The sequence below is a fragment of the Micromonospora sp. NPDC051924 genome (assembly GCF_055586005.1).
Genome location: NZ_JBVJJA010000038.1, coordinates 1 through 25,428, shown reverse-complemented (window position 1 = coordinate 25,428; position 25,428 = coordinate 1). Strand labels below are relative to the sequence as shown.

General features: G+C 73.2%; 27 protein-coding genes. 13 read left to right on the top strand and 14 right to left on the bottom strand.

The features are described from left to right. Nucleotides 1-16: 16 nt before the first annotated feature. Entirely contained in the window at nucleotides 17-466 is a 450-nt protein-coding gene (locus ACZ6S5_RS25965) for a hypothetical protein (protein WP_466004511.1), read from the bottom strand. Between the two features lie 95 nt (nucleotides 467-561). On the opposite strand from ACZ6S5_RS25965, the gene ACZ6S5_RS25960 reads away from it, so the two are divergent. Both ACZ6S5_RS25960 and ACZ6S5_RS25955 read left to right on the top strand, forming a co-directional pair. Beyond that, nucleotides 562-927, top strand: a complete 366-nt coding sequence (locus ACZ6S5_RS25960) for a hypothetical protein (protein ID WP_466004509.1) — start codon at nucleotides 562-564, stop codon at nucleotides 925-927. A 78-nt stretch (nucleotides 928-1,005) separates the two neighbouring features. Next, on the top strand, nucleotides 1,006-1,560 hold the full coding sequence (locus tag ACZ6S5_RS25955; RefSeq protein ID WP_466004507.1) for a hypothetical protein: 555 nt from the start codon (nucleotides 1,006-1,008) through the stop codon (nucleotides 1,558-1,560). Nucleotides 1,561-1,588: 28 nt separating this feature from the next. Here the strand turns inward: ACZ6S5_RS25955 and ACZ6S5_RS25950 are convergent, their stop codons facing one another. From ACZ6S5_RS25950 to ACZ6S5_RS25940, 3 genes are read right to left on the bottom strand one after another with little or no spacing between them, the layout of a single operon-like run. Then, nucleotides 1,589-2,005, bottom strand: a complete 417-nt coding sequence (locus ACZ6S5_RS25950) for a carboxymuconolactone decarboxylase family protein (RefSeq protein ID WP_466004506.1) — start codon at nucleotides 2,003-2,005, stop codon at nucleotides 1,589-1,591. A 55-nt stretch (nucleotides 2,006-2,060) separates the two neighbouring features. Continuing rightward, a complete protein-coding gene (locus ACZ6S5_RS25945; protein ID WP_466004504.1) occupies nucleotides 2,061-2,483 on the bottom strand; it encodes an NUDIX hydrolase in 423 nt (140 codons plus the stop codon). A 54-nt stretch (nucleotides 2,484-2,537) separates the two neighbouring features. Continuing rightward, entirely contained in the window at nucleotides 2,538-3,122 is a 585-nt protein-coding gene (locus ACZ6S5_RS25940; protein ID WP_466004503.1) for a TetR family transcriptional regulator, read from the bottom strand. Nucleotides 3,123-3,196: 74 nt separating this feature from the next. Between ACZ6S5_RS25940 and ACZ6S5_RS25935 the strand changes: the two genes are divergently transcribed. Further along, the gene (locus tag ACZ6S5_RS25935; protein WP_466004501.1) at nucleotides 3,197-3,745 is read left to right on the top strand and encodes a GNAT family N-acetyltransferase; all 549 of its coding nucleotides are present in this window, start codon (nucleotides 3,197-3,199) and stop codon (nucleotides 3,743-3,745) included. A gap of 10 nt (nucleotides 3,746-3,755) precedes the next feature. Continuing rightward, nucleotides 3,756-4,565: a GNAT family N-acetyltransferase gene (locus tag ACZ6S5_RS25930; protein WP_466004499.1), complete on the top strand. Its 810-nt coding sequence runs from the start codon at nucleotides 3,756-3,758 to the stop codon at nucleotides 4,563-4,565. A gap of 113 nt (nucleotides 4,566-4,678) precedes the next feature. Here ACZ6S5_RS25930 and ACZ6S5_RS25925 read toward each other — a convergent pair whose 3' ends face one another. Then, nucleotides 4,679-5,332, bottom strand: a complete 654-nt coding sequence (locus tag ACZ6S5_RS25925; protein WP_466004498.1) for a class I SAM-dependent methyltransferase — start codon at nucleotides 5,330-5,332, stop codon at nucleotides 4,679-4,681. Between the two features lie 202 nt (nucleotides 5,333-5,534). Between ACZ6S5_RS25925 and ACZ6S5_RS25920 the strand changes: the two genes are divergently transcribed. The 5 genes from ACZ6S5_RS25920 to ACZ6S5_RS25900 all read left to right on the top strand — a co-directional run bounded on the left by ACZ6S5_RS25920 (nucleotide 5,535) and on the right by ACZ6S5_RS25900 (nucleotide 9,435). Beyond that, a complete protein-coding gene (locus ACZ6S5_RS25920) occupies nucleotides 5,535-6,563 on the top strand; it encodes a DUF4331 family protein (RefSeq protein WP_466004496.1) in 1,029 nt (342 codons plus the stop codon). Beyond that, nucleotides 6,560-7,252: a DUF1275 family protein gene (locus ACZ6S5_RS25915; RefSeq protein WP_466004495.1), complete on the top strand. Its 693-nt coding sequence runs from the start codon at nucleotides 6,560-6,562 to the stop codon at nucleotides 7,250-7,252. The genes ACZ6S5_RS25920 and ACZ6S5_RS25915 overlap by 4 nt, the downstream gene beginning before the upstream one ends. A 260-nt stretch (nucleotides 7,253-7,512) precedes the next feature. After that, entirely contained in the window at nucleotides 7,513-8,529 is a 1,017-nt protein-coding gene (locus ACZ6S5_RS25910; protein ID WP_466004493.1) for an SPFH domain-containing protein, read from the top strand. A gap of 13 nt (nucleotides 8,530-8,542) precedes the next feature. Further along, nucleotides 8,543-8,869, top strand: coding sequence for a hypothetical protein (locus tag ACZ6S5_RS25905; RefSeq protein WP_466004491.1), 327 nt, complete (start codon nucleotides 8,543-8,545; stop codon nucleotides 8,867-8,869). Nucleotides 8,870-8,895: 26 nt separating this feature from the next. Further along, nucleotides 8,896-9,435, top strand: a complete 540-nt coding sequence (locus ACZ6S5_RS25900) for a GNAT family N-acetyltransferase (protein ID WP_466004490.1) — start codon at nucleotides 8,896-8,898, stop codon at nucleotides 9,433-9,435. Nucleotides 9,436-9,439: 4 nt separating this feature from the next. On the opposite strand, the gene ACZ6S5_RS25895 is transcribed toward ACZ6S5_RS25900, so the two are convergent. From ACZ6S5_RS25895 to ACZ6S5_RS25875, 5 genes are all read right to left on the bottom strand, one after another. Then, nucleotides 9,440-9,889 carry a hypothetical protein gene (locus tag ACZ6S5_RS25895; RefSeq protein WP_466004489.1) on the bottom strand — a complete coding sequence of 150 codons (450 nt, stop codon included), beginning with the start codon at nucleotides 9,887-9,889 and terminating at the stop codon, nucleotides 9,440-9,442. Between the two features lie 144 nt (nucleotides 9,890-10,033). Next, nucleotides 10,034-12,166, bottom strand: coding sequence for an MMPL family transporter (locus tag ACZ6S5_RS25890; RefSeq protein WP_466004487.1), 2,133 nt, complete (start codon nucleotides 12,164-12,166; stop codon nucleotides 10,034-10,036). 69 nt (nucleotides 12,167-12,235) lie between these two features. Next, nucleotides 12,236-12,928, bottom strand: coding sequence for a response regulator (locus tag ACZ6S5_RS25885; RefSeq protein WP_466004485.1), 693 nt, complete (start codon nucleotides 12,926-12,928; stop codon nucleotides 12,236-12,238). After that, nucleotides 12,925-14,079 (bottom strand): sensor histidine kinase, encoded by a 1,155-nt coding sequence (locus ACZ6S5_RS25880; RefSeq protein ID WP_466004483.1) that lies wholly within the window; start codon nucleotides 14,077-14,079, stop codon nucleotides 12,925-12,927. The genes ACZ6S5_RS25885 and ACZ6S5_RS25880 overlap by 4 nt, the downstream gene beginning before the upstream one ends. A gap of 60 nt (nucleotides 14,080-14,139) precedes the next feature. Next, nucleotides 14,140-15,972: a glycoside hydrolase family 15 protein gene (locus ACZ6S5_RS25875; protein ID WP_466004481.1), complete on the bottom strand. Its 1,833-nt coding sequence runs from the start codon at nucleotides 15,970-15,972 to the stop codon at nucleotides 14,140-14,142. A gap of 149 nt (nucleotides 15,973-16,121) precedes the next feature. Here ACZ6S5_RS25875 and ACZ6S5_RS25870 point away from each other — a divergent pair, with 149 nt between their 5' ends. Then, nucleotides 16,122-16,565 (top strand): DUF6228 family protein, encoded by a 444-nt coding sequence (locus ACZ6S5_RS25870; protein ID WP_466004480.1) that lies wholly within the window; start codon nucleotides 16,122-16,124, stop codon nucleotides 16,563-16,565. Here the strand turns inward: ACZ6S5_RS25870 and ACZ6S5_RS25865 are convergent. After that, a complete protein-coding gene (locus ACZ6S5_RS25865; RefSeq protein ID WP_466004478.1) occupies nucleotides 16,549-17,565 on the bottom strand; it encodes an Acg family FMN-binding oxidoreductase in 1,017 nt (338 codons plus the stop codon). The genes ACZ6S5_RS25870 and ACZ6S5_RS25865 overlap by 17 nt on opposite strands. A 121-nt stretch (nucleotides 17,566-17,686) precedes the next feature. Next, nucleotides 17,687-18,913, bottom strand: coding sequence for a PucR family transcriptional regulator (locus tag ACZ6S5_RS25860; RefSeq protein ID WP_466004477.1), 1,227 nt, complete (start codon nucleotides 18,911-18,913; stop codon nucleotides 17,687-17,689). Between the two features lie 86 nt (nucleotides 18,914-18,999). On the opposite strand from ACZ6S5_RS25860, the gene ACZ6S5_RS25855 reads away from it, so the two are divergent. Both ACZ6S5_RS25855 and ACZ6S5_RS25850 read left to right on the top strand, forming a co-directional pair. Further along, nucleotides 19,000-20,091 carry a ferredoxin reductase gene (locus ACZ6S5_RS25855; RefSeq protein ID WP_466004476.1) on the top strand — a complete coding sequence of 364 codons (1,092 nt, stop codon included), beginning with the start codon at nucleotides 19,000-19,002 and terminating at the stop codon, nucleotides 20,089-20,091. Between the two features lie 14 nt (nucleotides 20,092-20,105). After that, nucleotides 20,106-21,245, top strand: a complete 1,140-nt coding sequence (locus tag ACZ6S5_RS25850; protein ID WP_466004474.1) for a fatty acid desaturase family protein — start codon at nucleotides 20,106-20,108, stop codon at nucleotides 21,243-21,245. A 32-nt stretch (nucleotides 21,246-21,277) separates the two neighbouring features. Here ACZ6S5_RS25850 and ACZ6S5_RS25845 read toward each other — a convergent pair whose 3' ends face one another. Continuing rightward, entirely contained in the window at nucleotides 21,278-21,835 is a 558-nt protein-coding gene (locus ACZ6S5_RS25845) for a hypothetical protein (protein ID WP_466004472.1), read from the bottom strand. Between the two features lie 118 nt (nucleotides 21,836-21,953). Next, nucleotides 21,954-22,637 carry an esterase/lipase family protein gene (locus ACZ6S5_RS25840; protein ID WP_466004470.1) on the bottom strand — a complete coding sequence of 228 codons (684 nt, stop codon included), beginning with the start codon at nucleotides 22,635-22,637 and terminating at the stop codon, nucleotides 21,954-21,956. 346 nt (nucleotides 22,638-22,983) lie between these two features. Between ACZ6S5_RS25840 and ACZ6S5_RS25835 the strand changes: the two genes are divergently transcribed. Continuing rightward, the gene (locus ACZ6S5_RS25835; RefSeq protein ID WP_466004468.1) at nucleotides 22,984-25,302 is read left to right on the top strand and encodes a lamin tail domain-containing protein; all 2,319 of its coding nucleotides are present in this window, start codon (nucleotides 22,984-22,986) and stop codon (nucleotides 25,300-25,302) included. Nucleotides 25,303-25,428: the final 126 nt, after the last annotated feature.

Sequence of the window (25,428 nt, the reverse complement as noted above, 5' to 3'; positions counted from 1 at the left end):
GGCCACCACCACGTGTTCAGTCCCAGAAGTTGAACAGCACCTCGCCGACGGTGTTCGGCTTCCAGTAGTCGATCTGGTCGTGTTCGGCGGAGTCCAGAGCGCTCAGGTCGAGCGCCGAGAGCGGGGTTCGTAACTGTTCGACCGTGAGGACCTTGGCGTCGGTCAGGTTGGTGACGGCGGCGGCGAGGTCAGGGTGGTCGAGGAACGTGATGGTGGTGTCGCCGCTCGGTCGGGGACGGGCGAACGCGATGAGCGGCAGGATGGTGTGCCGCAGCACCTCGGTGTGCTCCTGGCCGCGGGTGATGCCGATGGTGTGGAAGTTGGGCGTGACGCCGGCAGGAGTGATGCCGGTGACGGTGGCGCCGAGGGTGCGGGCGGCGTGGTGGCAAACGGCGGTGAACGCCGTGAGCTCCACTCGGTCGCCGGGTCGTAGGGTGAAGCCGGTGGCTCCTGGGGACAGCTTCATGGTCGGGCTCCGGCGCTGTGGTGGGTTGCGGACGGCTGAAGCAGGGCGGCCTCCGGGTCGCCCGGAGCGGGGTGCGCGTCATGGTAGGTGACGGAGTGCGCGAGATTCACGGCTTGCCGGATGACATGTACGGACACGTCGTCGAGACCGATGGCGCTGTCGTGCAGTTCATGCTCGGCGGCGGCGAAGCGCCGGAGACGGTCGACAACGTCGATGCGCACATCTACCTTGCCGACGGCGCTCACCGGTACGCCACCTTCCTCACCGTCGACGCGGTGAAGGACGTTCTGCGCAGACACGCCGGCACCGGTGAAGCCGGCGGTGGTCGCTACTTCTGGTGCTCGGATCAGGTGATCGTCCCCGAGCCCGGTGTTGCTGCCATGGTGGCGGCAGTTGACGAGATGATCCGTTCCGGCGACATCGAGGTTGTGTGCAGCCGGATCGAGGTGGCCCGAGGGTAGGTGAGCCACCTCGACCCCTGGCGTCGGACGGTTCGCGGTCGAGCCCGTTCGACCGGCGTATCGGGTTGGATGGGGCTTATGGAGGTCAACAGGGACGGGCGGAGCTGGCGGATCGGCACGGCCGGCGACGTCGCCTGGCTCGCCGGCCGGACCACGCAGGGCCGGTCGATCACCGCGGCGATCCCGCCGGTGTTCGAGGCCTACGCCACCTGCTACGCGCCGGACGGTGTCAGCATCAAAGCCCATGAGCGCGCCCTGGTCGACGAGCTCACCGGGCACACCCCGGACCAGCCGTGGTGGCTGGGCTATCTCGACACCGGCGCACACGACATCGTCTTCCCCGGCGCTCCGGCGCTGTCCCTCTACTGGGACTGGCCCTATCTGCTGGTCGAAGCCGGACCCGAACAGGCCCTGACCTGGCGGACCGGCCACATGCGCGGCGAGGGGTCACTACCTGATCTGTTCTTTCCGGCGGATCACTCGTGGCTCGTCTCCGCCCTCTGGGACGACACCTGGACCGACATCGGCGGCGGGGCCGCGCTGATCGCCGCCCTGCACCGCAATCCGCTGGTCAACGCCCGTCCGGTCGGGCTCGACGAGGACGCCCTCCCGCCCGGGCTCACCCGCGACTGATCCTCGGGCAGCGCCGCTGACTGAGGTCTCAGCGTTCCCGGCTCTCGGCGAAGACCTGGGCCGCGACCTGGTAGCCGTCGAACGCGCGGGCCACCCCCGCGTACACCGCGACCTGGAGGAACAGCTCGGCGATCTCCTCCCGGGTGGCGCCGGCGTTGAGGGCGATGCGGAGCTGGCCGCGGAGCGGCTCCAGGACCCCCAGCGTCGCCGCGATGGCCACCGACACCAGGGCCCGCGTCCGCGTGTCCAGGTGCTCGGTGCGCGGCCAGACATCGCCGAAGGCGTGGATGGTCGCGATCCGCTTGAAGTCCGCGCCGTTGGCCGGCTCGCCCGGGGCGGCGCCGAGAAAGCGCTCCAGGCGGAAGCCCAGCAGACGCTCGGCCTCGTCCAGCGCGGCGGCGTACGCCGGGTCGGTCGCCGTGGGTGCCGGACCGTCCGTTGTCATGCCGCCCAGTCTCCCATCTGACGGGGCAAAAGCGGACGATACCGGTCGGTTCGGGTTAGCGGTGCGCCGCCGTGCCCTCGAGATGGCGGGACAGGACCAGCGCTGAGGTGACCGCCAGGTCGCGGTCGAGGATCTCGTCCCGGGGGACGAACACCACGGCGCGTCCCTCGCCGAGCACCACGTCCTCCTGCCGGGCCGTGGTGGTGCCGCGGAAGACGTGGACCGTCACGGTGTGCGGAAAGCCCTCCTCGTATGGACGGGGACCACTCCAGGCCGGGTGGAGCTCACCCGCTGTCAGGCCGGTCTCCTCCCGCAGCTCACGGCGGGCGGCCTCCTCGGGGGTCTCACCGGGCTCGAGGTGGCCGCCGGGCAGGCTCCACTGGTTGGGCGAGGCGGTCGTGTTCTCGTCGCGGTGCTGCAGGAGCACCGCGCGCGAGGGATCGACGAGCAGCACGAGTGCGACCTCATACGTGGCCATCGCGAGATCATGCCATGCCGGGCGCGCGTGAAAGGGCCCTGCGTGCGTTGACGGTCAGCGCCCGAGCAGGGCCAGCTGGTGCCGGACGGCGGTGGTGATTCGGTGCCGGTCCCCGGTGGCGAGGAGGTCGAGCAGTGCGCCGCGGAGCACCGCCAGTGCCAGGGTGCGGCGGGCGGTGCCCTCCTCGCTGTCTCTCTCGGACGGTGGTTGGCACGTGGCCAGGACAGCGAGCCAGTCGTCCACGGTCGCCCGGGCGAATCCGGCCCACGCGCCGTCGGGCTCGACGAGGGAGCGGCCGTACGCCTCGACCCAGAGCCGCAGCAGCGGCCGGTGCTCGTCGGCGGCGAGCCACGCCCAGACCTGGTCGGCGGCCGGGGTCAGGCCGATGGGCGCCTCCTGGCCGGTCTGTCCGAGGCGGTCCAGGGCTGCCAGCTCGTCGGTGCGGGCCCGCGTCAGCAGCGCCCGCACCAGGCCGTCCTTGTTGCCGAACAGGAACATCAGCACTCGGGGACTGGAGCCGATGGCCGTGGCCAGCGGGCGCAGTGACAGGTCGGCGAGGCCGTGTTCGAGCACGTACCGGTAGGCGGCCTCCAGCAGCTCGATCTGTCGGGCCGACGGGGTGGTCGGGGCCTGGGGCATGGGGGTAGCGTACCGCTACTGAAACAGTTGTGTCAGTGGCGTGCGCTGACACCCGGCCGTCCGGGAGGGCAACTATGACCCAGCAGGACCGACAGCCGCGAGTCGTGGTGCGCCGGGCCGACCGTCCCGGCGATCTGGGCTGGGTGGTGATGGCCCACGGTGAGGTCTACGACCGGCAGTTCGGCTGGGACACCGACTTCGAGGCGTTGGTGGCGAGGATCGTGGCCGACTACGCCGCCGATCACGACCCGGCTGCGGAGGCGGCCTGGATCGCCGAGGTGGACGGCGACCGCGCGGGGTGCGTCTTCTGCGTCGCCGGCGACGCACCCGGGGTGGCCAAGCTGCGGATCCTGCTCGTCACCCCGGCCGGGCGTGGCCTCGGCGTGGGCACCCGGTTGGTCGAGACCTGCCTCGCCTTCGCTCGCGTCGCCGGCTACCGGCAGGTCACGTTGTGGACCAACGACGTGCTGGTGTCCGCCCGCAGGATCTACCAGGCCTTCGGGTTCGTCCTCACCGAGGAGGAGTCGCACCACAGCTTCGGCCACGACCTGATCGGCCAGAACTGGACCCTCGACCTGCGCCAGGGCGCATTCTCGGTGGAGTCCGACCGCCCGAGCCGCTAGCCTCGCGCGAATGCCGGTACGACCCCATCCCGAGGCCCCCGCCGACTCGCTGCTCGTCGCCGACGACGGTACGGCACTCGCCCGCCTGCGCCTGCGTGACGACGCCGGGAAGCGGGTGGCGGCCGATCTCCGGCCGCTGCCCGGGGCGTCCCGGGCCGACCTCGCCGAGCAGGTGCGCCGTGATCTCGCCGGATTCCGGCTGGAGACGTCCGACGACGGGGTGGTGGACGCGCTGGTGGCCGGCGGTCTCACCCGGCACCGGGCCGCGACCGACCTGCGTCACGATCTGGCCGAGGTGCCGCCGCCGGTGGCCCTGCCACCCGGTTGGTCGCTGGGCAGTCCGGGCTGGGATGACGAGCTGGCCGAAGGGTTGGCGGCGGCGTACGGGCCGGGCCACCCGGACGGGCCGTGGACGCCGAGCGACACCGAGGAGGTGCGCGGGATGTTCGACACCGGTGAGCCGGTGCCGCCGCTGCGGGCGGCCTCCGCTCGACTGGTCGATCCGGACGGGCGCAGCGCCGGTCATGTGCTCTGCGCCGGACCGGTGCCGTGGACCGAGGACGTCTGCGCCTGGGTGTTGAACCTGGCCGTGGCGCCGCGCGCCCAGGGCCGCAGCTTCGGGCGGGCGCTGCTCACCCACGCGCTGCGGGGCGCCCGCGAGGCCGGACTGCCGGCGGTCGGCCTGTCGGTGGCCGACGGCAACCCGGCCCGCCGGATGTACGACGCCGCCGGGTTCCGCCCGTACGCCCGGGCGCTGTCGGTGCTGCTGCCGGCGCCGGCCGATCCGCCGGTCCCGCTGTCGGCCGGTGGGACGGTGTGAGCGGCCCGGCCGACCGGGCCGGGGCGGCCCTCGCAGGGTGACGGCCGGCGGGGTCCTTGCGGGCCGCGGCACGGTAGGCGAACGCGCCGGCGTGGTGGCCCTCGCTGCTCGGGTCAGCTGTCGGCGGCGCGGACCGTGCGGAGCAGGAAGCCGGCCAGGACGAGGTCCTGGCCGCCCGTCTCCGCGGCCACGTCGATGTCCTCGATCCGCGTGTCGACCCACTGCGGCTCGGTGAAGGCCGCGCGCAGGAACTCCTCGGTCACACCCCAACCATGGCCTGCCTCTGACGACACGGCCAGGACGAAGACGGTCGCGGCGGGCGCGGCGAGGTCCGGGAGGAGTCGCAGGTAGTGGTCCACCTCGCCGCCGCCGTGCCGGTGGAGGCTGTGCAGCAGACCGGAGTCGAACACCGAGTCGAACGGCGCCGACGGCAACGACAGGCCGGTGGCGTCCTGGACCTCGAAGTGGACCGTCACGCCCTCGGCGGCGGCCTTGGCGTGGGCCATGCCGATCGCCACGCGGGAGATGTCGACGGCGGTCACCTGGTAGCCGCGGCGGGCGAGCGCGATCGCGAGGTCACCCGTGCCGCAGCCGACGTCGAGCACCTTCGGGCCGTGCACCCCGTCGTCGAGGACCTCGGCGAGCGCCGGCTGGGGACCGCCGATGACCCAGGGCGGCCCGCCCGAGTCGACGGTGTCGCGGTAGAGCACGTCGTACTCGTTGTCGTCGGGCTTCTCGCCGGCGACTTCGGCGTGGGGTGCGGCCACTGCGAATTCCCCCTCGACGGCCGGCCGGTCGGGCTGCCGGGACTACGCGGGTAGGAGGCGATCGTACGTCGCGGATGGCGCTGCCGGGGCCTCGGCGAACCCGTCGGGGCGACCGGAGCTCTGGCCGAATTGGAGGATATGAGGCTTTTGCAGCGATTAGGCTCGGCCTGCCAATCCGATCAGCGACCCCAGGAGTCCGCCGATGTCGCACCATCTCGACACGCCGCTCGCCGCCCAGACCGGCCAGCTCTACCTCGACGACCTGTACGTCTTCGACGGCGAACGCGGCACCGTGTTCATCATGGACGTGAACAGCTCGGTGACGAAGGCGGACATCAAGCCCGGCTTCCACCACGAGGCCCGGTACGAGTTCAAGATCCACGTCAACGGTTCGGAGCTGGAGGAGCTGACCTACCGGGTGGCCTTCGGCGAGTTCGACGACCAGGGCGGACAGGACCTCACCGTGCACGCGCTCACCGGCGCCGAGGCCCGCGACGACGGCGCGACCGGCACCCTGCTCGCCCAGGGACGCACCGGCACGGAGGTGACCGGCGAGCACGTGCGGGCCTGGGCCGGGCGGATCACTGATCCCTTCTACATCGACCTGGACCAGCTCGCGACCGTCAACGACGCCTTCAAGAACGGCGCCCGGCTGGATCGCGCCGCCTGGCGCCCGGAGAACGCGAAGAACAGCTTCGCCGGCACCACCGTCGACTCGATCGTGCTGGAGGTCTCCGGCGACGAGTCGATGCTGGGCCAGGGCACCCGGATCGGCGTCTGGGCCGCGACCAAGCTGGCCACCGACGCCGGTGGCTGGCGGCAGATCAACCGCGCCGGCCACCCGATGATGTGGCCGGTCTTCTGGCCCACCGACACCGACTTTTCCAACCCCGCCAACACCCGCCACCCCTGTGAGGACCTGCGCGCCGACGGCGAGGAGATCGCGACGGCCGTCGCGCGGGTCGTCGCGGCGAACGGCACCGCGCCCGACCCGCAGGCGTACGGCCGGCAGGTGGCCCGCGACCTCTATCCGGACGTGCTGTCCTACCAGGTCGGCACGCCGGCGAACTACGGCTTCGCCACCCGCAACGGCCGCACCATGGCCGACAACGCACCCGAGGTGATGTTCTCCCTCGTGCTCAACACCGGTATGACCTCCGGACTCAGCCCCGACGTGACCCGGGACGCCCGCGCGGCCAGCTTCCCGTACGTGGTGCCCATCGCGAGGTGACCGGGGACGGTGGACCCGCCACGCCCCGGCCGACGGTGCTGCGCCTGTTGGTGGTGCTGGCCGTCGCGTCGGGCGTGCTGGACGTGGTCTGCGTGACCCGGCTCGGTGGCTTCTTCGCCAGCGTGATCACCGGCAACCTGGTGCAGGTCGGCCGGGCCGTCGCCGCCGGGCAGGTGCGCGCCGTCGTCGGGGGAGCGGTCGCGGTGGGCGGGTACGCGGCCGGCGTGGCCGGCGGCAGCCTGGCGTTGCGCGCCGCCGCGTCGGGCTGGCGCCGGCGTACGGCGGTGCTGGCGGCGGTCGAGGTGGCGCTCCTGGTCGTGGTGGCCGTGGGCTGGCTGGCCACCGACGCACGCCCCGGGTACCCGGCCGGTCTGGTCCTCCTGGGCGTCGCGGCGGCGGCCAGCGGCACGCAGACCGCGCTCACTCTCCACGCCGGGGTGCCGGGCGCGTCGACCACGTATCTCACCGGTTCGTTGACCGACGTGGTGCGGCGCGGGCTGCTGGACCCGCACCGGTTGGCCGCCACCGGCGGCGGGCTCGCCCGGTTGGGCGGCCTGCTCGCCGGCGCGGCGCTCGGTGGCCTGCTGCTGCGGGTGGCACCCGTCTGGGCCCCGGTGCCCGCCGCGCTGCTGGTGGTGGCCGTGGTGATCGGGGTGCTCGGCGCCGCCGGTCCCGATCCACGGCGGTAGCGCGGGGACCGAGCGCGCCGACCGCTCGGGCCCGCTGGCCGGCCTCGGTGATGAGGTATCGATGAGGCGGCTGCTGAAGATCGTCGCAGCGGCCACGGTGCTCGTTCGTCCTCGTCCGGCTTGGTGCTCATCGCGCTGGCCAGCGTCCTCCAGCCCACATGCTCGGGAAGGAACGGGCGTCGATTGACGGTCTTGACACCGGCTGCCAACCTGATCGCGATGGGCGGATTGCCCCGATGACCAGCGAGGGAGCGTGCACCATGGCCACACCGCACACCAGACCGTCGGTGGGGTTCGGACCGCGGCGGGTTCTGCCGATCACGGGGGCCGTCCTGGCCGGCGCGGTCGTGCTCATCGTGGCCCTCACCGTTGTCATCGGCGGCTTCGACAAGACAGCCGGCGGCGAGGTCGGGGTGGTACGCAACGGCGGCTGGTTGGACAACAACCGGGTGCGTCAGGTGATCCCGCCGGCCTCCGGTCTCACCTGGACAGGCATGTACTCCACCACCCACCGCTACCCCGCACAGCAGCGCTTCTACACGATCACGTCCGACACCAAGCGCGGCGACCGGACCGGCGTCGACGTGGTGAACACACCGTCGAGCGACGGGGTGGAAATGGGTATCGAGGGCACCATCTACTTCACCCTCAACCTCGACCCCGACACCCTGAAGGCGTTCGACACGAAGTTCGGCACCCGGCAGTTCCGTGGCGTCGACGGCCAGCTGCGCTACGCCTACGACGGAGACGAGGGCTGGAGCACCTTCCTCGACGCGATCGTCCGCCCCGTGATCGACAACGACCTGCGCATCCAGATCAACAGCTTCCGTTGCGCGGAGCTGGTCTCCAGTTGCGCGCTGGTCCAGAACGGCGCGCAGCGCACCGGAACACCCGCACCCGCCAATCCGGACACCGGAGGTCAGACCAACAACACGAACATCGCCAAGGTGCAGGAAGCCGTGAACAGCAGCCTCCCCAAGGACCTGGCCGAGATGCTGGGCGGGAACTTCTTCGAGGGCATCAAGTTCAACCTGGCCCGAGTCACCCTGCCGCAGACGGTGCAGGACGCGGTGAACAAAGCCCAGGCGGCGTACGCGCAGGTCAGCGAGGCCCAGGCGCGGGTGGCGCAGGCCAAAGCGGAAGCGGAGGCCAACAAGACCCGACAGCAGGGGTACGACGCCTGCTCCGCGTGCGCCCAGATCGACATCATCAAGGCTCTACCCCCAGGAGTGACGACGTACGCTCCCGGGGCCGGCGCCACCGTACCCCTCAAGTAAGGCGGAGGTCGCTGTGCGGGCCCTCGCCCTGCTGCTCGCCGTCGGCGTCACGTTGGTCGTCGCCGTCAGCTGCTACCTCCTGCTGGCGGCCCTCGCCGGGCGGCGCAGCCGACGGGCGACCCGCGCGGCACGCTGGCAGATCCTGCACTACGGGCGGAATGGGCAGACGGTGGTCGCGGTCGGGCTCGTACCGCCGGATGGACGGGTGCTCGACGAGCACGTGGTCGATCGCATCGCCGACGATGACCCGGAATGGAACGACCGGTTTCTACGGGCGCGCGAGAGCGCGGAGGAGCGGGCGTACCACCTCAACGGCGGTGGCACCCACCTCCCCGGCTAGCCGCCACCGGCCGTACGATGCGGGCCATGGCCCGCTCCGGTTCGATCGAGCCGCCCGCCGCGCCGCTCACCGACGGCGCGGTCAGCCTGCGGCTGCGCCGGGCGTCCGACCTCGACGCCATCGCTGCGGCCAGCCACGACCCGGAGGCCCGTCGCTGGCTGGACGACGAGCCGATGGACGCCGAGGCCCGGCGGACCAGCCTGGCCCGCGCCGCCGAGGCGTGGGACAGCGGGCGGGCCGCACCGCTGGTGATCGCGGACGCGGCGACCGACGAGCCCGTGGGGATGATCAACCTGCAGTTCCGGGACGACGCGGTGGCCACCGTCGCGTACGGCGTGTTCCCGCGGCAGCGGGGCCGCGGCGTCGCGCCGCGCGCGGTCCGGCTGCTGGTCCACTGGGCGCGGACCGAGCGACTCGTCCGGCAGGTGATCCTCGAGGCGGACGAGGCGAACGTTGCCTCGATCAGGGTCGCCGAGAAGTGCGGCTTCCGGCGGATCGGCTCCCGCACCGAGCCGGGCGGGGACGGCGGCGTGCGTACCGTGGCCGTCTTCGGCCTCGACGGCTGATCCTTCAGCGGGCGGCGCGGCGGCCTACGGCGCGCAGCATGCGCCCGACCAGCACGCGGTGGCCGCCGGAGCCGATCACCAGCAGGTGGTAGAGCCGGCCGGGCAGCCCGGGGAACGCCGCGTCCGTGCGGGCGCTGAGCAGGGTGCCGCCGGGCTGCGGCGTCAGAGTGAAGACCAGCGCGTACCGGGAGAACCGGTGCCGGCCGGTGAGGCGCAGCCGCCGTCCGGGCACCGCCTCGGCCACCGCGAAGCCGGGCAGAGCGGCGCCCGGCTCGAAGAGCGTGCCGCGGGCGCGCCGCGGCTCGGTGCCGAGCAGCCGGGCGAGGGCGGCGCTGCCGGGGCCGGCGCCGGGCACCAGCCCGGCGAGGGCCTGCCACACGGCGCCGGCGGGAGCCGGCACGAGGACCTGGTGTTCGTCGAGGAACGGCAGGTCGTCCCAGGGTTCCGTGGTCATGCGATCGCCCCCTCAAACACGTTCAGCATGCGACGAGGGGAACGCGGCGGGGATCCCCCGCGCCGGGGAGGTGCTCCCACCGGTGGGGGGAGGTGGCCACCCTGGCCGCCGCCGCACCGGGCCGGATCGCCCGGTGAGCCGCGCTCACCCCGGCAGCGCCTCCGCCCGCGCCGGCCCGGGAGCGGCCGAGCCCTCCGGGCGGACCGTGGGCAGCAGCCGGTCCAGCCAGCGGGGCAGCCACCAGTTGTACCGGCCGAGCAGCTCCATCGACGCCGGCAGCAGCACCAGCCGCACCACGGTGGCGTCCACCAGGACCGCCACGGCCAGCCCCAGTCCGAGCTGCTTGACGCCGAGGTCGGCGCCGAGCATCACGGACAGGAACACCGCGACCATGATGGCCGCGGCCGCGCTGACCACCCGGGCGCTGCCGGCCAGCCCGTCCCGCACCGCCCGCCGGGTGTCGCCGGTGACCTCGTACGCCTCGCGGATGCGGGAGACCAGGAAGACCTCGTAGTCCATGGAGAGTCCGAACAGGATCGGGAACATGATCAGCGGCACCCAGGCGGTCACCGGCATGGTGGTGGGGAAGTTCAGGGCGTGGCCGGCCCAGCCCCACTGCACGACGGCGACCAGCACGCCGTAGGCGGCGCCGATGGAGAGCAGGTTCAGCAGGCCGGCCTTCACCGCCAGCAGCGGGGATCGGAAGATCACCATCAGCAGGAGCAGGGAGAGCCCGACCACCACCACGATCACCGTGGGCAGCCGGTCGGCGGTCAGCTCCGCGAAGTCGATGCTCGCGGCGGCCGCCCCACCGACCGCCACCGGCTGCCCGGCGGTGGCCCGGCGCAGCCGGTGCACCAGCTCGACGGTGGCCGGGTCCTGCGTACCCGTGGTGGGCCGCACCGCGAGCACGGCGACCGCGCCGTCGGTGCTGCGCCGCGCCGGGCTGACCGCCGCCACCCCGGGCTGCGCGGCGACCAGCGCGGCTACCCGACCCGGGTCACCCTCGGGCAGCCGGACCACCACCGACAGGGTCGCGTCGACGCCCGCGCCGAACCCCTCGGCGAGCAGCCGGTGCGCCTGGTAGGCGCTGGTGTCCCGGGGTTGCGTGCTGGCGTCCGGAGTGCTCAGCCGCAGCCCGGCCACCGGTGCGGCCAGGGCCAGCAGGCCCACCCCGGCGAGCAGCACCGCGGCGACCGGGCGGCGGGCCACCGCGTCGGCCCAGCGCGCCGACCAGGGCAGCGCCGCCGGGCGGCGGCGGTGCACCGAGAGCCGGTCGATCCGCGCCCCGATCAGGCCGAGCAGCGCCGGCAGCAGGGTCACCGCGGCGGCCATGGTGGCGGCGACGGTCACCGCCGCGCCGACCGCCAGGCCGCGCAGGAAACCCAGCCCGGTGAGGAACAGCCCGCACAGGCCGACCACCACCGTGCCGCCGGCGAACAGCACGGACCGCCCGGCCGTCGCGGTGGCGGCCACCACCGCGTCGCCGGGGGTACGCCCGGAGGCCAGGCCCTCCCGGTAGCGGGTGACGATGAACAGCGCGTAGTCGATCCCGACGCCCAGCCCGATCATGGTGGCAAGCACCGGGGCGAACCCCGGCGTGGGAAGCAGTTGCTGGGTCAGGGCCATGGTGGACAGCCCGACCGCGATGCCGAAGACGGCGGTGACGATCGGCAGCGCCATGGCCAGCACCGAGCCGAACGCGAGTAGCAGGATGACCGCGGCGGCGGCGAGCCCGACGGCGTCGGCGGCGCCCCCGCCGGGCGTCTCGACCGCGTCCACGGCCTTGCCGGAGAGGGCGAAGGTGACCCCGTCGCCGTCCGCGTCGCGTACCCGCTCCAGCAGCGCGGCGGTCTCCGCGGCCGGCACCTCGGCGCTCGGCGTGGTCAGGGTGGCCACCGCGTACGCGGTGCGTCGGTCGGCCGACACCTGGTCGGCGGCGTCGTACGGGGACTGGACGGCGGCCACGTGCCCGGCCCCGGCGAGCGTGGCGAGCACGTCGGTGACCCGCCGCCGGACGGCCGGGTCGTCGACGCCGGCGTCGGCCCGGACCGCGAGGGTCACGGTGTCCGCCGCGACGGCCGGGAAGTGCTCCCGCACCAGTCGCTGGGCGGTGCCGGACGGGGTGGCGGTGGAACTGAAGTCGTCGCTGGTGGGACCGCCGTACCGGACGCCGAGCAGCACCGCGAGAACGGTGAGCGCGACCCAGGCGAGCAGCACCGCCAGGCGGCGGCGGTGGCAGAGGGCGGCGAGCCGGGAGAGCCAGGAGGTGTCCATGCCGCCGATCGTCGCCGCGTTCCGGCCCGGGGTCGTCCCACCGGCGTAGACACCTGCCCGGCCCGGGTACTACCGGCCGCTACTCCCCGGGGAGTACGCGTCGGGGCTGGCCAGGCCGCTGCGGTAGGCGAAGACCACCAGCTGCGCCCGGTCCCGGGCACCGACCTTGACCATGGCCCGGGAGACGTGGGTCTTGGCGGTCAGCGGGCTGACCACCAGCCGCGCGGCGATCTCCTCGTTGCTCAGCCCGTCCGCGACCAGGCGCACCACCTCCCGCTCCCGGGCGGTGAGCGCGGCCAGCTCCGGCGGTTCGGCCCGGGGCCTCGCGGTCCGCCGCGCGTCGACCGAGCGCCGGATGACCGCGCGGGTCACGGCGGGGGAGAGCAGCGCGTCGCCCCGGGCGACGATGCGTACCGCCTGGATGAGCTCCTCCGGCTCGGCGTCCTTGACCAGGAAGCCGCTGGCCCCGGAGCGGAGCGCCGCGAAGACGTCCTCCTCCTCGACGAAGGTGGTCAGCACCACCACCCGGACGGCGGCCAGGTCGGGGTCGTCGGTGATCCGGCGGGTGGCGGTCACCCCGTCCACCTCGGGCATCCGCAGGTCCATCAGCACGATGTCGGGGCGCAGCTCCCGCGCGAGGGCCACGGCTTGGCCTCCGTTGGCGGCCTCGCCGACCACGTCGACGTCATCCACCCCGTCCAGCAGGGACCGCAGCCCGGCGCGGATCAGCCCCTGGTCGTCGGCGAGCAGCACCCGGATCACGTCGCCTCCCGTGGCAGCCTGGCCCGTACCGTGAAACCCCCGCGCGGGCCGGGACCGGCGTCGCAGCGACCGCCCAGCGCGGCTGCCCGCTCCCGCATCCCCGTCAGGCCGCGCCCGCCCCCGGGCCCGGGACCGTCGCCGCCCGGGCCGGTGCCGTCATCGCTGACCTCGATGTCGACCCAGCCGGGCGCGGCCCGCAGGGTCACCTCGGCGCGGGCCCGCGGTCCGGCGTGCCGGAGCACGTTGGTCAGCGACTCCTGCACCACCCGGTAGGCGGCGTGGTCCACCGGCCCGGGCAGCGGGCGCTCGTCCCGGTCGTCGCGCAGCTCGACGGTCAGCCCGGCGGCGCGAACCGCGGCCAGCAGCTCGGGCAGCCGGTGCAGCCCGCCGTCCCGCGCGGGGCCCGGCTCGGCGTCGTCGGCGCGCAACACCTCCAGCGTGGCCCGCAGCTCGGCCAGGGCCGCCTTGCCGGTGCCGCGGATCGCGGTCAGCGCGGTCCGCACCTGCTCGGGCTCCCGGTCGAGCTGGCGCAGCGCGGCGGCGGACTGCACGGTGATGGTGGCCAAGGCGTGCCCGACGGTGTCGTGCACCTCACGGGCGATCCGCAGGCGCTCCTCACCGACCCGGCGGCGGGCCTCCTGGTCGCGTTCCCGGTCGGCGGCGGCGAGCCGCAGCCGGACCTCCTCGGCGTAGGCGCGGCGGCTGCGCACCAGCGCGCCCAGCAGCAGCGCGACCGCGACCACCGCCACCTGCGGGAGGAACACCACGAGGGTGTCCAGCGGCGGCAGGCCCCGGCGGATGCTCACGTCGGACCCGGCGGCGAGGAAGAACACCGGCACCGGCAGGGCCCGCCACGCGTGCCCGGCGAGCGCCGCGTCGTACAGCGGCACCGCGAGGACCAGGGCGGGCGGGAAGCCGGGATAGCCGAGCGCGTAGAACGCCAGCAGCGCCGCCGCGACCAGGTAGAGCGCGACCGTGGGGCGGCGGCGGCGCAGCAGCAGCGGCGCCGCCATGCCCACCCCGAGCAGGTACGCGAACCAGTCGCGCGGCGTCGCGCCGGTCTCCCGGCCGGTGACGATCGCCAGCTCGCTCACGGCCAGCGCGGCGAGCACGACGGCGGCGTCCACCGTCCACCGCCGGATGCTGGTCACCGGCACACCGTATGTGACCGGCGGGCCGACCGTCTGCACCCTTCGGCGGGCGGCGGGGCTTCACCGCTTGCGGGCGTCGAGGAGTTCGTTGAGGTGCAGGGCGGTGGTGATCAGGGCCAGGTGACTGAACGCCTGGGGGAAGTTGCCGATCTGTTCGCCGGTGAGGGCGATCTCCTCGGCGTAGAGGCGCAGGTTGCTGCTGAAGGTGAACATCTTCTCGAAGGTGAGCCGGGCGTCTTCCAGCCGGCCGGCGCCGGCCAGGGCGGAGACGTACCAGAAGGTGCACATGTTGAAGGTGCCCTCGTCGCCGGGCAGGCCGTCGGGCGCGGCGGCCGGGTCGTACCGGTGGACGAGGCTGTCGGAGACCAGGTCCTCCTCGATCGCCTCCAGGGTGGAGCGCCACAGCGGGTCGGTGGGGGTGACGAAGCCGACCGCCGGCATGATGAGCAGCGAGGCGTCGAGGACCGGTTCGCCGAAGCTCTGCACGAAGGAGCGGCGGCCCAGGTGGTAGCCGCGCTCCATGATCTGGTTGTAGATCGTGTCGCGCTGGCGGACCCAGCGGTTGACGTCCCCCGGCCGGCCGTGCCGGTTGGCCAGCCGGATCGCCCGGTCGAAGGCGACCCAGGACATCAGCCGGCCGTAGGTGTAGTTGCGGGGGTGGTGGCGGCTCTCCCAGATGCCCGCGTCGGGCTGGTCCCAGTTGTGGCAGAGCCAGTCGACGAGCCGTACGGTGCTGCGCCACACCTGGTGCGACGGGCGGATGCCCTGCTCGTCGGCGAGGTGCATCGCGTACAGGGTCTCGCCGTGGATGTCCAGTTGCAACTGGTCGGCCGCGCCGTTGCCGATCCGGACCGGCCCCGAGCCGCGGTAGCCCTCGAAGTGGTCGAGGACCTCCTCGTGCAGGTCGGACGAACCGTCCACCCGGTACATGATCTTCAGCGGGGCGGCGTTGTCGCCGGCCTCGCGGACCCGCTCGTCGAGCCAGTCGACGTACCGGCTGGCCTCGTCGGTGAAGCCGAGGCCCAGCAGGGCGTGCACCGAGAAGGACGTGTCCCGGATCCAGGTGTAGCGGTAGTCCCAGTTGCGGGTGCCGCCGATCTGTTCCGGCAGCGCGGCGGTCGGCGCGGCGATCATCGCGCCGGTGGGGGCGTACGTCATCAGTTTGAGGGTGATCGCGGACCGTTCCACCATCTCCCGCCAGCGCCCGCCGTACGTGGAGCGTTCGAGCCAGCGGCGCCAGAACTCGATGTTCCGCTCGAACATCGCCGCCACCTCCTCCGCCGGCACGATCCGCGGCGGCCGGACGGACGCGGTCTCCAGGATGACGCCACCGGTCTCGCCCTCCTGCAGGGTGACCCGGCCGACCAGGTCGTGCCCGTCGTTGTCAACGTCCCGCTCGCGCAGCAGCCGCGGGACCGGGCGGACCGGATTGAGCGTCAGGCTCAGCGTCGGGCTGCGGAAGACGTAGCCCTCGGGGTGGACCTCCAGGTCGTGGCCGTCCCGGCCGTAGTTGAACCGGGGCCGGCACTCCAGCTTGAAGCGCATGCTGCCGCGGATCATGCGGACCATCCGCACCAGCCGGTGCTGGTCGGTGGGCCGCTCACCGGCGACCGGCATGTAATCGATGATCTCCGCGACGCCGTCGGCGCTGATGAAGCGGGTGATCAGGATCGGCGTGTCGGGCTGGTAGAGCTGCTTGGTCACGTACCGGACGTCGTCCGGGGCGATCCGGAAGTAGCCGCCCTTGGCCTGGTCCAGGAGGGCGGCGAAGACGCTGGGTGAGTCGAAGCGCGGCGCACAGAACCAGTCGATGGAGCCGTCGCAGGTCACCAGGGCGGCCGTCTGAAGATCGCCGATGAGCCCGTGGTCCTCGATGGCGGGGTACTTCTCCACGCCAGCCTCCCCACGTCACCTGCCCTCGATCGGACGGTAGACGGGCGGTGCAGGCGCGGGGCGGTCACCGGGCGGCGGTCACCCGCCCGGGTGGCTCCTGGCGGAAACTCGGCGGCAGCGCCGGCCGCCCGTCGCGTACGGTCGCGGCCGTGACCGGTGAACCCTTCGCCCTCGGCCGGTCGGGCGGACCGACGTGGACGGTCCACCCGCCGCAGGACTGCTACGGCGACGGCGACTTCTGGGCCTCCGCGATGGAACTCGACGACGACGGCATGCGGGCGGAGACCGTCGCCCACGTGTACGTGTCCTGGGACGGCCCGGAGCGGGGCCTGGCCGCGTACCTGGGGTTGCTCGCCGACGACTGGGCCGGCTGGTCCGGCGTCCGGCGGTGGACCTCGTACCAGGAGGAGCTGGCCCTGGACGCCCGGCACGACGGACGGGCGTACGTCCAGCTCGGGGTGACCCTGCGGCAGCCCGGCTACGACCCGGCCGACACCGCCTGGACCGCCCGCAGCGTGTTCGCTCTGGAGGCGGGGGAGGAGCTGAGCCGGTTCGTCGCGGAGCTCACCCGGCTCGTCACGCCGCCCCGGTGAGCGGGCCGGCGTCGACCTCGATGACGTCGGCCGGGGTCCGGCGCGGCGCGGGCGGCAGCTCGTCGCCCGGCCCCCAACCCACCCGGACCACCAGGTAGGGCTCGCCCACCCCGGCGAGCAGGTCACGCATCATCCGCCGCGGCCAGGCCAGCTCGATGGCGTCGCTGAGCGGCGCGGTGGCCAGCCCCTCGGCCGTGGCGGTGAGCAGCAGCGCGGACAGCGCCTCGCCGCCGCGCAGCCAGGCCGCCGGGTCGTCCCGCTCGCCGAACAGGATCACGTACGCGGCGCCCCGGTCGAAGTCCGTCCCGGCGCTGAGCCCGGCCGCGCCGCCGGGCGCGTAGTCACGCAGCGGCACCCGGCGGGGCGCGGGCCGCACGGCGGTGGCGGTGGGCACGCCGTCGCCGCTGTCCGCCGGCCGGTTGGTCCACCGGCGCAGCTCCTCCCGGTACGCCGGGTCGGCCAGCTCGGCGTCGGCGGCGCGGGCGGTGGAGACGGCCAGCATCGGCATCTGGTCGAGCCGGACCACGTGCAGGTACGCGTCCTCCGCCTCGACCGCGGCGCGCAGCCCGTCCAGCAGCGGTGCCGGCACCGGCCGGTCGCCGTACGCGCGCCGGTCGGTGCGGCGGCGGGGGATGGCGTCCACCAGCCGGCCGGCGGCGACGTCCAGGTCGGCCGGGCCGGTGGTACGTAGCCGGGCCAGCAGCCCCGGGTCACCCGGGTCGGGGAACCGGTCGACGGTCACGCCCCAGCCGGCCGCGGCCAGCGACACCCGGGCGTGGTGCAGGGCCGCGCCGCAGCTCAGGGTCAGCAGCCGCCCGTCCGGGTCGGTGGTGGTGAGCTGCCGCTGCGGGTCGGCCCGCAGTTCCAGCGCCTCCGCGGTGACCCGCCAGCGCCAGGGCTGGGTGTTGAACACCGACGGCGCGTGCAGGGACTGCCGGGCGGCGACCTCCAGCACCCGTACCGCGGGGGTCTGCTCCGTCCGGGTCGATGGCTGGGTCATGGTGGCGCCTCCTCGTTGCTCGTCCCCTTCCGACCCTGCCGGCCGGGCGCGGCGGCGCACAGGGCCGGAGGACCCGGGGCGGCGGGGCCGCTGGGCCCGGCGGGCAGGAAGGGGTCCTTCCTCACGCCACCTGGGGTGGGGCCGGGGGGACGGCGAGGGCCAGGGTGAGGGCGAGGACGGTGGCCGGGTCGTGCAGCCGGTCCCCGTACAGCTCGCGCAGCTTGCCCATCCGGTAGCGGACCGTCTGCGGGTGCACGAACAGGTCGGCGGCCACGTCCTCGCGGCGGCCCTGGTGCAGCAGCCAGGACCGCAGCGTTTCGGCGAGGCGGTGGGCGGTGGCCGGGGGGAGCGCCGCGAGCGGACGCAGCGCCTGGGCGCGCAGGTCGGCCAGCCCTTCCGGGTCCATGCTGAGCAGCAGTTCGGCGAGGTGCTCCTCGGTGTCGACGGGTGCGGCGTCCGGCGTGCCGAGGCCCAGGGCGAGGGCCCGGGTGGCCCGCTGGTAGGAGGCGGCGACCCGGTGCCACGGCCGGGCCGGGCCGAGCACGGCCCGGTGGCCGTGCAGCAGCCGGGCGAGCTGCCGGCGACGCCCGCCGTGCATGTCCGGCACCAGCAGGACGGCCAGCTCCTCGGCCGGGTCCATGCCGGGCAGGTCCTCGCCGCTCTCCAGGGTGTGCGGGCCGAGCAGGGCGAGCACGGCACGCAGGTTCCGGCGGGGCAGCAGGACGACGGTGAGGGTCTGCGGCGGCGGCCACTCGGCGGCTTCGGAGCTGCGGCGCAGGATCTCCTCGGGCTCCCCGGCCAGCAGTTGCTGGGTGAGCCGTTCCAGGTAGCGCCGCCGCACCCGGCCGGCGCTGGCCAGCTCGTCGGCGTGCCCGGCCACGCTGGCCGCCGACAGCTCGTCGATGTACGCGAACATCAGCTCGGCGAACTCGGCCACCGTCTCGGCGGCCAGCCCGCTACGCACCGTGATGGTGGAGACCTCCCGCCAGGCCACTCTGGCCCCCACCCGGTACGCGGCCAGCAGCGCGTCCATGCTCCGCCCGGAGCGGGCCTCCCCGCTGCCCAGCGCGTACGCCGCCTCCAGGGCGGGCGCCAGCGGGGTGCTCGGGTCGGCGGACTGCGCCCCCTCGATGAGCTGCAGGAACGTGCCCAGCGCGATGCGTACCGCGTTCTCGATCTTCTCCCGCATGGCACCGGTGAGGGCCCCGGAGTAGTCGGGCACCTCGGCGGTGATCGCGCTCACCGTCCGCTCGGCCACCACGGGCAGCCGGTCGCGCAGCAGCGTCGCCACCTGCGCGTCGAGTTCGAGGCGGGCGGCGCGGTGGTTCGTCCCGAACTCGTCCGACATATCGTTGTTCTCCCCGAACAAAAACCTGCGGCTGATTCACCTTTGCCGGTCAAGATGTTATGCGATCACGCGACCACCCTGGTCATATGACCACAACTGTCCCGCGCCGCCCCCGGAAGATCTCCTTCCGGGACCGGCTGCTGCGGCTGGCCGGCACGGTCACCACCCCGCTGCTGCCCGCGGACTACCTCGACCTGATCGCCCCGCTGCACTCCGGCGTGGCGCTGCGCGGCCGGATCGTCGCGGTGCACCCGGAGACCCGGGACGCGGCGACCGTGGTGATCCAGCCCGGGCGCGGCTGGCGCGGCCACGTTCCCGGGCAGTACGTCCGCCTCGGCGTGGACGTGGACGGGGTGCGACAGTGGCGCGCGTACTCGGTCACCTCGGTGCCAGGCAGTGCGGACGGCCGGATCAGCGTGACGGCCAAGGCGATCCCGGACGGCAAGGTCAGCAACCACCTGGTCCGCCGGCTCCGGCCCGGCACGATCGTCCAGCTCGACCAGGCGCAGGGCGACTTCACGCTGCCCGCGGCCACCCCCGAGCGGGTCCTGTTCCTCACTGCCGGCAGCGGCATCACCCCGGTCATGGGGATGCTCCGCGCCGGCCTGGCGGAGCGCGCCGACGTGGTGCTGGTGCACTCCGCGCCCACCCCGGACGACGTGATCTTCGGCGCCGAGCTGCGGGAACTCGCCGCGGCGGGCGCGCTGCGGCTGGTCGAGCGGCACACCGAGACCGACGGCCTGCTCGGCGTGCACGAGCTGGACGACCTGGTGCCCGACCACGCCGACCGGGAGACCTGGGCGTGCGGGCCGGCCGGCCTGCTCGACGCGGTGGAGCAGCACTGGGCGTCCCGGGGCGTGCCGGACCGGCTGCACACCGAGCGGTTCCGGCCCACCGTGGTCACGCCCGGCGAGGGCGGCACGGTGACCTTCACCGGCGCCGGCGTTTCGGTCGAGACCGACGGGGCAACTCCGATCCTCGACGCCGGCGAGAACGCCGGGGTGCTCATGCCGTCGGGCTGCCGGATGGGGATCTGCTTCGGCTGCGTGGTCCCGCTGCGGCAGGGCGCGGTCCGGGACCTGCGCAACGGGGATCTCACCACCGCCGTCCCGGGCGACGGGGTGCTCATCCAGACCTGCGTGTCGGCGGCCGCCGGTACCTGCGACATCGAACTCTGACGGGAGCCACCGACGTGACCGTGATCCAGAAGAAGGCCGACAACCCGATCGCCCACCTCAGCGCCGAGGACATCGAGATCATCGGCAAGGAGCTGGACGCGATCCGGGACCGGGTGCTGACTGACCGGGGTGAGCGGGACGCCCGCTACATCCGCAAGGTCATCAAGACCCAGCGGACGCTGGAGATCAGCAGCCGGGCGGTGCTGCTCTTCTCGCTGTTCCCGCCGGCCTGGATCGTCGGCACCGCCGGCCTCGCGGTGGCCAAGATCCTCGACAACATGGAGATCGGCCACAACGTCCTGCACGGCCAGTGGGACTGGATGCGCGACCCCAAGATCCACTCCACCACCTGGGACTGGGACCACGTCTCCCCGCCCGAGCAGTGGAAGCACTCGCACAACGAACTGCACCACCGGTACACCAACGTGCTCGGCAAGGACAACGACCTCGGGTACGGCATCATGCGGGTCGACGAGGACCAGCCCTGGAGCCCCGGGCACCTGGGCCAGCCGCTGTACAACCTGGTCAACGCCGCCTTCTTCGAGTACGGCATCGCCGCGTACGACCTGGAGCTGGGGCACAACCTGAAGGAGGGCCGGCACAAGAGCCCGGAGTTCCGGGCCCGGGCCCGAGCGGTCGGCCGCAAGATCCGCCGCCAGGTGCTCAAGGACTACGTGGTGCACCCGCTGCTCTCCGGGCCGTCCTTCCTCACCACCCTGGCCGCCACCTTCACCGCGAACCTGATCCGCAACGTGTGGAGCCACTCGGTGATCATGTGCGGGCACTTCCCGAGCGGGGTGGAGACCTTCGAGAAGACCTCCATCGAGGGCGAGACCAAGGGCGAGTGGTACCTGCGCCAGATGCTCGGCTCGGCCAACATCAGCGGCAGCCGACTGCTGCACATCATGACCGGCAACCTGTCGTACCAGATCGAGCACCACCTCTTCCCCGACCTGCCGAGCAACCGCTACCAGGAGATCGCCCCGCAGGTCCGGGCGCTGTTCGACCGGTACGGGCTGAAGTACACCACCGGCCCGCTGCCGAAGCAGGTCGCCTCCGCCTGGTGGAAGGTGATCCGGCTGTCCCTGCCGAACCGGCGGGCCAAGGGCGCCGAGCCGGTGGCGCCGGCGCTGGTCTCCTCCAGCCCGGCCTGACCGCGCCGACCACCGCGCGCCGGGCGCGTGCCTCAGCGGCTGTGCCGGGGCACCGCGTCCCGGCTCGCGCGGGCCGACGGCGAGGGGGCCACGCCCGGCGGGCAGTCGTCGCACTTCTCATACGCCGTCCAGCTGTTCCCACCCGGGCCGACGTAGAAGAAGAGGAGCCGGACCTTTCCGTCCTGGCGCAGGGCGGTGAGCTCGAACGATCCCTTGCCGGTCCGCATGCCGGCCAGCTCCTCGACCGTCAGCGCCACCCGGGAACTGGGCCCGTCCGGATTCCCGAACGGCGCCCGCACCGCCCAGGTGCCCGAGCCGGTGATGTTTGCGTCCCGGTCGGCGTCGATGGGCAGGAATTCGTCGAACACGTCGTAGGGCAGCCACTCGGCGGTGAAGCCGCCCTGGTCGTCGAAGGTGATGACGCGCTGCGGGCCGCTGCGCCAGGTGCCGACCAGGTCCGCCGCTTGCAGGTCGACCGGGTCGCCATAGTCGGCCAGCACCTCACCGAGGGAACAGCCGGCGGCGACGACCGCGGCCAGCAGCAGCGCGATCATTCGACGCACCGGCGGCCCGGGCCTGCGGATCGGCATCGACCGATCATCGCAGAGCGGCCCGAGCCCCGTTGTCCCTGAGATGCGGGGCGGGCGTGGTGGTCCGGCGGGCCCGCTGCCGGTGACCGGGCCCGCCGAAGCGATCGCTTATCCGGGGTCAGGGGTTGACGAAGTTCCGCACCTGGCCGTAGATGGTCGCGTCGTTCTGCAGGTTGGTGTGGAACACGCAGGCCGTCTGGGTGTTGCTGGCCCCGGAGAGGATCGTGCTGTCCACCGGGTTGATCACACCGTCGCAGGGGGAGCGCCAGGTGCCGTAGCCGAAGGCGCCCGGCGTCTCGTCCCCGGAGTTGAGGGTGTTGAGGAAGGTCGAGCCGACCCGCATCTCCAGGCAGGCGGTGCTGTAGCAGGTGTTCGCCGAGCTGGTGCCGTGGTTCGGGCCGCCGAGCGAGACCCAGCGGTCCACCTTGCCGGTGCTGGCCAGGTTCTTCAGGTAATAGCGCGAGGAGAGCGCGCCCATCGAGTGGGTGATGATGTCCACCTTGGTCGCGCCGGTCGTCGCGAGCAGGTTGTCGACCTCCTGGCTGACCTGCTGGGCGGTGGTCGCGTTGGACTGGCTGGTGTTGTACGAGAAGGCGCGCAGGTAGCTCGACGGCCAGCCGTCGGTCTGGAAGCGGCTGACCATCGTGTTCCAGGTGGAGGCGCTGCTGTTCCAGCCGTGCACGAACAGGATCGGGTTGCTCGACGGCGTGAAGACGGCGGCGTGGGCGGCGGCGGGGAAGCCGACCAGCGTGGCGGCGGCGACCGTGAGGGCCAGCAGCCAGCGCGACATCAGCGATTTCACGGGGGTGGTTCCTTCCGGGGTGACGGGCGGTGACGCCGCCGGTCGGCGGGTCGCCCACGGGGCCGTCCACGTGCCTGTCCGGCGCCTCAGAGGGGGTTCGGCACGGGTACGGGGGTGGTCCGCGCCGTCCGAGGTGCCGGAATGTTACCGGCCAGTTGCCTTCGTATGTCAATACGTCGATCCGGTCACCCGCTGTTCGTGGGCCGTTGCGCGGACGAGGGCTTTCGCAAGATCGACCGAGTCGGGAATGATAGACGCATCCCTATGCGGTCCGGGCGGTGTCCCGGGCCGTCCATCCCGTCCGGGCGGACACCCCCTGCGCCCGGACGTCCCGCCTGGAGGCACCATGCGTCGAAATCTGCCGGCCGGTCTCGCGGTCGGCGTCCTCGCGGCGACACTCCTCGCCGCGCCGGCCGAAGCGGCGTCCCCCGACGTCGTCATCAGCGAGGTCTACGGTGGCGGCGGCAACACCGGCGCCACGTACCGGAACGACTTCGTCGAGCTCTACAACCGCTCCACCGCCGCGGTCAGCCTCACCGGCTGGAGCATCCAGTACGCCTCGGCGTCCGGCAGCAGCTGGTCGGTCACCGCGCTCTCCGGCTCCATCCCGGCCGGTGGCTGGTACCTGGTGAAGCTCGCCTCCGGCGGCACCGCCGGAACCACCCTGCCCACCGCCGACGCGACCGGCACCACCAACCTCTCCGCCACCTCCGGCAAGGTCGCGCTGCGGACCACCACCACCGCACTGACCTGCGCCACCTCCTGCGCCTTCGTCACCGGCAACCGGGACTTCGTCGGCTACGGCTCGGCCAACGACGCCGAGGGCACCCGCGCGTCCGGCGGCTCCAACACCGCCTCGGTGGCCCGGACCAACCCGGCCACCGACACCGACAACAACGCGGCCGACTTCGCCGCCGGCGCGCCCACCCCGCGCAACAGCAGCGGCACCGGCGACTGCCCGACCGGCACCCGGATCCGGGACATCCAGGGCGCCGGGCACCTGGCCGCGCTCACCGGCACCCGGACCACCCGGGGCATCGTGACCGCGAAGTCCACCACCGGCTTCTGGATCCAGGACCCGTGCCCGGACGGCAACGACGCCACCTCCGAGGGGCTCTACGTCTCGACCTCCGGCACGCCGACGGTCAGCGTCGGCGACGACGTGTCGGTCACCGGCAGCGTCAGCGAGGTACGCCCCGGCGGCGCGGCCACCAACCTGACCGTGACCACCATGGCGTACTCCAGCCGGAGCACCCTCGGCACCGGCAAGGCGCTACCCGCGGCGACCGTGGTCGGCACCGGCGGCCGGGTTCCGCCGGGCGCGGTGATCGAGGACGACGCCACCGGCAACGTGGAGACCTCCGGCACCTTCGACCCGGCCACCGACGGCCTGGACTTCTGGGAGTCCCTGGAGGGCATGCGGGTGCAGATCGCCTCCGCCGCCGTGGTCGGCCCCACCAACTCGTACGGCGAGTTCCCGGTCGTGCCGGGCGGCTCCGGCGTGCGCAGCGCCCGGGGCGGCATCGTCACCCAGGCCGGCGACTTCAACCCGGAGCGGGTGATGGTCGGCGACACCCTCGCCACCGCGCCCACCGTCACCGTCGGGGACACCTTCGGCTCGGCCCTGACCGGCGTGCTCAGCTACGACTTCGGCAATTACTTTCTGCTGCCCTCGGCGTTCCCGGCCCGGGTGTCCGGCGGGCTGACCGCCGAGACCACCACCACCGCCGGGACCGGTCAGCTCGCGGTGGCCACGTTCAACGTGGAGAACCTCGACCCGACCGACCCGCAGAGCAAGTTCGACGCCCTCGCCGGCCAGATCGTCACCAACCTCCGCTCGCCCGACCTGGTGGCCCTCGAAGAGGTGCAGGACAACAACGGGGCCACCGACAACGGCGTGGTCGCCTGCGACCAGACCATGAGCAAGCTGATCGCGGCGATCAGCGCCAAGGGCGGCCCCTCGTACGCGTACCGGCAGATCAACCCGACCAACGACGCGGACGGCGGGGAGCCGGGCGGCAACATCCGGCAGGTCTTCCTGTTCCGCACCGACCGGGGGCTGTCGTTCACCGATCGGCCGGGCGGCACCGCCACCGCCGCGACCACGGTGACCAACGCCGGCGGGGTGCCGCAGCTGTCGTACTCGCCGGGGCGGGTGCAGCCGGCCGACGCCGCGTTCAACGCCAGCCGCAAGCCGCTCGCCGGCGAGTTCCGGTGGAACAACCGGCCGCTGTTCGTGATCGCCAACCACTTCAACTCCAAGGGCGGCGACCAGCCGCTGATGGGCCGCTATCAGCCGCCGACGGCGTCCTCGGAGACCCAGCGCCACCAGCAGGCCACCATCGTCAACTCGTTCGTCGACTCGATCCGGGCCGTCGACCCGAACGCGGCGATCGTGGTGCTCGGGGACATCAACGACTACGACTTCAGCCAGACGGCCAACCTGCTGGTCGGCTCCGGCGAGCTGGTCGACCTGCCCCGGACGCTGCCGGTGGCCGAGCGCTACACCTACGTGTACGAGGGCAACTCGCAGGTCCTCGACCACATCCTGCTGTCGTCGTGGCTGGCCACCCAGCCGTACGCCTACGACGTGGTGCACGTCAACAGCGAGTTCCCGACCCAGGTCTCCGACCACGAGCCGCAGGTGGTCCGCCTGACCTTCTGAACGGTCCCGGGGGGGGGGGGGGGGGGGGGGGGGGGGGGGGGGGCGGGGGGGGGGGGGGGGGGGGGGGGGGGGGGGGAGGGGAGTGGCGGCTCAGACAAGCCAACGAAAGTGTAGGTTGTGGGGGGT